4 protein-coding genes are annotated in these 6,000 nt (G+C 43.9%); all 4 read left to right on the top strand.

What is annotated here, in order from left to right; all coding sequences use genetic code 11:
• Positions 1-288 precede the first annotated feature (288 nt).
• The 4 genes from F6J99_RS15880 (at position 289) to F6J99_RS15895 (ending at position 5,797) form a co-directional block, all read left to right on the top strand.
• Entirely contained in the window at positions 289-1,812 is a 1,524-nt protein-coding gene (locus F6J99_RS15880) for a GUN4 domain-containing protein (protein ID WP_293113773.1), read from the top strand.
• 277 nt (positions 1,813-2,089) lie between these two features.
• On the top strand, positions 2,090-3,073 hold the full coding sequence (locus F6J99_RS15885) for an endonuclease/exonuclease/phosphatase family protein (RefSeq protein ID WP_293113774.1): 984 nt from the start codon (positions 2,090-2,092) through the stop codon (positions 3,071-3,073).
• Positions 3,074-3,084: 11 nt separating this feature from the next.
• Positions 3,085-3,447: a cupin domain-containing protein gene (locus F6J99_RS15890; RefSeq protein WP_293113775.1), complete on the top strand. Its 363-nt coding sequence runs from the start codon at positions 3,085-3,087 to the stop codon at positions 3,445-3,447.
• A 313-nt stretch (positions 3,448-3,760) separates the two neighbouring features.
• Positions 3,761-5,797, top strand: a complete 2,037-nt coding sequence (locus F6J99_RS15895; protein ID WP_293113776.1) for a zinc metalloprotease HtpX — start codon at positions 3,761-3,763, stop codon at positions 5,795-5,797.
• Positions 5,798-6,000 lie beyond the last annotated feature (203 nt).

Below are 6,000 nucleotides of genomic sequence, written 5' to 3' on the forward strand. Positions count from 1 at the left end.
ACCAGTTCTCCTCTTGATGAGGTACACAAGATTTTTTCCCGATTCCCTATTCCCGATTCCCTATTCACGAAAATTCAAAACTTGTGTACCTCAGCTATTTTATATAGCGTTTATCGTAGCTATGAGGTAAACATTATTTTTTTTCTCTTCCCTCTTTTTTCTTTATTCTTATGAAGTCCCTGCTCCCTGCTCCCTGCTCCCTAAAACCCAGCAATTTGTACCTCACAAGTCGTATAATTGCTATAAATGCTATAAGAAGATAAGAGATGGCAAAATGTGAAAAAGTAAATGGCTAAGAAAGTAGCACTGCTGATCGGGGTTGATCAGTATGCAGAAGGTTTAACTACCAATCAAGCTGCATCCCATGATGTGGCAGCAATGCAGCGAGTTTTGCAAGAAAAAACCCTAGGGGATTTTAATCGGGTAGAGTTGCTGCTCAATCCCAATCTGGAAACCCTAAAACAGGGAATTCAGAACCTAGTTGACCAATGTGGTGTCAATGACTTAGCCCTAGTTTTTTTCTCTGGAAAAGGAATTATTAATCAGGATGGTAAACTCTATTTAACAACTAGCATCACGACTAAAGATAACCTTGAAGGTACTACATTACCCGCTGCTTTTTTACACCAGCAATTGAGTCGTAGTGATGCTCAGCAACAAATAGTAATTCTTGAGTGTGATTACTATAGTGCTTTAGCTAGTGCTTCCGCTGACGGTTGGCTGACAGAACCTGTGGGTGTCAATCTCAAGGAAGAACTCAGTGCTCCAGGGCGAGCAGTTCTCACCTCCTCCACAACGACACAAACCTCTTGTGAACAGGAACCAGCTGATTGTTCCCTTTACACCCAGTACTTAGTCGAAGGCATTGAAACTGGTGCAGCAGACCGAGATGGGGCTGGCTTAATCTATATTCGTGAATTACATAACTATGCCACCGAAAAAGTCCAGACTATTAAGCCCGAGATCGAGCCAGCTCTGTTTCTCGATAATAAAGGGTTAGATATTTTACTGACTATTTTAATGAATCAAGACCCCAACCATGATCCAGATAGTGAGTATCGCAAAATCGAAGCCAAGTATCGCAAAATTGTGGAAAACTATGAACGGTATGGTAAGATTCCTGAAATTGTTCAATATACCTTAAATAAAAAAAACCAAGAGTTGGGGATAACTGTTGACCTACACCAACCTGACCAACTCATTTCTGATCAAGGCATAGACTACTCTAACTTGCGAAATTTACTAAGAGCCGGTAAATGGAAAGAAGCGGATCAGGAAACGTTTGCTCTGATGGTCCAAGCAATTGGTCGAGAAGAAGACAACAATATCGACCCTGAGTCAATCAAGAATTTTCCTTGCACCGATCTACACACCATTGAGCGGCTTTGGCTAAAGTATAGCAGTGGGCAATTCGGCTTCAGTTTGCAAAAAGAAATTTGGGAGAAGCTTGGGGGAAAACTTGATAGTGACGATAATAACGTTGATAAACTGGAATTCAACCGAAGCTTGTATGTATTGAGTTCTTATTACAACCCCAACAGTATTTCCCGCAGTAATTATTTCCCTAACCTATTAGCGTATCAAACTCAGCTTTATCAACAATTTGGTCATCGTGTGGGATGGCGAGAGCGGAAAGGATTGCACCTCAGAAGACGATGGAGAAATTATGAAGACCTGACATTTTCCGTAATCTGGGCTCCAGTGGGTCACCTGCCAACTCTGGTTGGTCGTGATGGCATGAATTTGGGAGTATTATCGATTTGGAGGATGAGAGTTAATTTATTCTCTCACCTTGAGGAGTGTTGGTTATAGGATTTAAGCTTGTCCAACGGGTGCATCTCATATTTGTAACAAAGAACGGAGGTGTGGGGAGATCGGGAGATCGGGAGATCGGGAGATCGGGAGATCAGGAGATGGGGGAAATTTTGATTAAGGGTAATTATCCTGACATGATCTAAGCCCTTGGTTGAAGTTGTTACAAATGGCCTAAGCCTGCGAGGTTAGAGCAACTCCAAGAACAGAGAATCCCCGCATCTTGAGATGGGGAAATGCCAAGCTGGAGACATAGCTCTCAGCGCAAATAAGAATCATGCATCGAAACCGTTTCAAAGTTGGAACCTTTAACCTATGCAACTTAGTACTACCAGATGTCCTATACTATAGGAAAAAGATATATACCCAAACAGAATACGCTCTTAAGACCACCTGGATCGCTGAACAACTGAAGAAGATGAAAGCTGACATTGTTGGCTTTCAAGAGGTATTTCATCAAGAAGCTCTCCAACAAGCACTGGCTCAGAGTCAAGTTTATGACAATGCCACCACTGTGTTCGCAAAGCCTACCGGTAAAAGTCCAGTTGTTGCCCTGACCTCCAGGTTTCCAGTGCTTGAATACAACGTCATCAAAGATTTTCCCACTACGGCATGCCTGGATATCCAGGGAACAGACATCCCACTCAAGCGTTTTTCTCGACCAGTGTTAGAAGCACATCTCAAGCTGAGTGACACGATTGATTGTACAGTTTTTGTAATTCACCTCAAGTCCAAGCGTCCGATCATCCCCGATGGAGTAGACCGCAACGACCCAATTGAACAAGCCAAAGGACAAGCGAGATCTCTAATCCTCCGAGCAGCTGAAGCAACAGCTTTGCGGGTAATTTTGATGGATAAGCTACAGCACAGGGATCATCCGGTAATAGTGATGGGTGATGTCAATGATAGTGGTGTGGCTATAACTTCTCAAATTGTTTCTGGAGAGCCCCCTTTGAGAAAACTCTGGTTTCAGCAAAAGCAGATGATCTGGGATGTGTTGTTGTATTACGTCAAAGACATTCAAGCTCGACAAAACTATGGTGACTTCTACTACACCCACATCCATAATGGCCACCACGAGAGCCTAGATCACATCTTGGTCAGTCAGGAATTCGTGGTTCAAAATCCCAAACGTATTGGCAGAGTTGGGTATGTCTCCCTTTTCAATGATCATCTAATCGACGAAACTTTGAGTGACGAGAAAATTGAGACTTGGCAATCTGATCACGGACAGGTCGTTGTCTCCATTGAACTTGATTAATAAGGTGATGTATGAACACTGAAGAGATAGCTAACATTTTCAACTTACCTCCTGAACTTCCTACCGAAGAACTGTTTGAACCGTTGATATCTACCGAGAGCCTATTAATCGAGCGCATCATCTCCACTGGACAAACTACACCAACGGGAGAGTGGTATGACCAAGACCAAGACGAATGGGTAATCCTGTTACAAGGGCAAGCAACCCTTGCCTACCTTGACGGTTCCAGTGTCAAGCTCAAAGCAGGGGATTATCTATTTATTAAAGCTCATCAAAAGCATCGAGTTGAATATACCAGTGCTGAGCCACCTTGCATTTGGCTAGCCATTCATGGCAATTTGCAACAGAAGCAGACCACAAAAGCTATAGAGTAATCGCCCTTCAAGTATGCCCCTAAATTATTAAGTTATGTAAAACGGTTTCATAACTTCATTACCTAGCCCTGATTACTTAGTAGAGGTTACTGCTGTGATGGGGAAATGCGATCGCTATTTATTATCGTCACATTTTCCCTGAACTCTAGTAAATTTATATTTCCGAAATCCGTCTAAATCAGGAAATTATATCCGTAGATGGGAATAGTTTAAATAAGCCCAAAAAAGGCCAGACTACCTTTAATGACAGTTTATAGGACAGTTCATATAAGTGTAGGACCCGAGTGAACTAGGAGATGATCATAAAACACCGATGTCACTAGAAAATGGATTAAATGCTCTCAAACAAAAACGTTATGCAGAGGCGGTGCAATCCCTAGAAGACTATTGCCAGTATTGCCAAAATTCTTTAGGTGCGCTTTCCGATCACCATTCTCAAGAGTATAGTCAAGCCCAAGCCGCTCTGGTGAAAGCCTATAGCGGTAATGGTGAGAACAAAAAAGCGATCGCCCTCTGTCGGAAGTTAGAAAATAACCCAAATTCCCAGGTCAGCAATTGGGCAAAAAAATGTCTGACCACCCTCACCTCAAAGTCAACAAAAACAACCCCAACAAAAACAACAGCGAAAACCGTGTCAAAATCCCGTCACAAAGCCGGAAGAGTTGCGCAAACTGGTATAAGGTTAGCCATGAAAGGCATTGCCGGTAATCTTGCCCTTGCCTCTGGTGTTACCATCTCTTTACTATTTGGGATGGTATTAGTATTAGCTCTGAGTTTGCTGCTAATCCTTAATAGTAACAATCCTGTTACTGGGTTAATCATCGCAGTTGCCATAACCCTAATTTTTAATGTTGCTGCCTTTTTCATCTCTCCCTGGATCATGGACTTAACCCAACGGTGGCTTTACCAAACCCGTTGGGTAACCCTAGCAGATATCCAGCGCTATAGTCCTGAAAGCGCAGAAGTGATTGAGCGGGTTTGTCAAGAAAAAAATATCAAACAACCTCGATTGGGTATTATTGATGACCAAAATCCCACCGCGTTTACCTATGGTTCCCTACCAAACAGCGCTCGTTTAGTCGTTAGTCAGGGTTTATTTACTTACCTCGATGATGATGAAATCGCCACAGTTTATGCTCATGAATTGGGGCATATTGTCCACTGGGACTTTGCCGTAATGACCTTAGCGGCGACTTTAGTACAAATCACCTACCTAATCTATTCTTTCGCCAGACGGATCAGTCGCGGCGGTGGTAACAGTAAAGGCAAAGATGCTGCTCAAACAGCAGCAATGGTAGCTTATGTGTTTTACATTATCGGCACTTACTTGGTGCTGTACCTATCCCGAACCCGAGAATACTATGCTGATCACTTTGCTGCTGAAACTACCGGTAACCCAAATGCTCTATCACGAGCTTTGGTGAAGATTGCCTACGGTATCGTCGAAGAAGGGCAACGAGCAAAAGAACCCAGTAAATTAATTGAAGGAACCCGCAGCCTCGGGATTTACGACCACAAAGCGGCTGCTTCTACCGGTACCGCTTATCGTATCGCCTCAGACTCCCAGAAAGTCGGGCAAGTCTTTCTCTGGGATATCTTTAACCCCTGGGGTTGGTGGATGGAGTTGAATTCTACTCATCCCCTAACCGGTAAACGAGTCCGCGCTTTAACTACTTATGCTGAGCAAATGGACTTAGAGACTGAATTTGATATGGCTACTGTCGTCCGAGAAGGCAATCAGCTCAGTAAGAAAAAGCTCTATGGTAATTTTGCCGTGGATATTGTATTGTTCAATGCTCAATTCATTGGTAGTATTACTGGTTTAATGATTGCTTCTATCGTCTTGAGTTGGACTGCTCAAGTAACAGTATTGCCCAGCTTTATGCTCTTTGGCTTTGCTGTGGGAACCTTGATTAAGACCCTGGTGATGTACCCAGATTTCAAGCAATCGTCTAAATCGGATATCTTCACCTTAATGTGTGACCCCTACGCCAGTCCTTTGCGTGGTCGTCCCGTGAAACTCCAAGGTGAGTTAATTGGTCGCGCAGATGCTGGCTATAAATTTGGTTCCGATCTCAAGCTTCAAGACCGCAGTGGGATGATTTATACCCGCTATGCTTCTCGCTTTGGTCCAATCGGTAACTTCCTTTTTGGTAGCAGTAAGGTGCAGAACTTAATTGGCTCCCAAGTCAATGTAGTTGGCTGGTTCCGCAGAGGAATTGCCCCTTGGCTAGACTTGATCCAGTTGGAAAGCAATAACACCACTGTCAACAGCTACCATCGTTTCTGGTCATTGATTGTTGCAGTTGGAGCAATTATTTTGGGTTTTGGACTTTTCTTTGTCCTCTGATATCATCTCCGGTGGTTTCTGGAGTCGGGAGTCCAGAGTTGGGAATCGGGAATCGGGAGTCGGGAGTCGGGAAAGAGAGGGAAGTGTGGGAGGTGTGGGGAGATGGGGAGATGGGGAAATGGGGATATGGGGAGATGGGGAGATGGGGAGATGGGGAAATGGGGAGATGGGGAGATGGGGAGATGGGGAGAGGGGAGAGCGGA

This window comes from Moorena sp. SIO4G3 (assembly GCF_010692305.1).
GTDB classification, from domain to species: domain Bacteria; phylum Cyanobacteriota; class Cyanobacteriia; order Cyanobacteriales; family Coleofasciculaceae; genus Moorena; species Moorena producens_A.

Excerpts from the sequence above, each read along its gene's own strand:
- F6J99_RS15880 (WP_293113773.1), top strand. The coding sequence starts at position 289 with ATGGCTAAGAAAGTAGCACTGCTGATCGGGGTTGATCAGTATGCAGAA.
- F6J99_RS15885 (WP_293113774.1), top strand. The coding sequence starts at position 2,090 with ATGCATCGAAACCGTTTCAAAGTTGGAACCTTTAACCTATGCAACTTA.
- F6J99_RS15890 (WP_293113775.1), top strand. The coding sequence starts at position 3,085 with ATGAACACTGAAGAGATAGCTAACATTTTCAACTTACCTCCTGAACTT.
- F6J99_RS15895 (WP_293113776.1), top strand. The coding sequence starts at position 3,761 with ATGTCACTAGAAAATGGATTAAATGCTCTCAAACAAAAACGTTATGCA.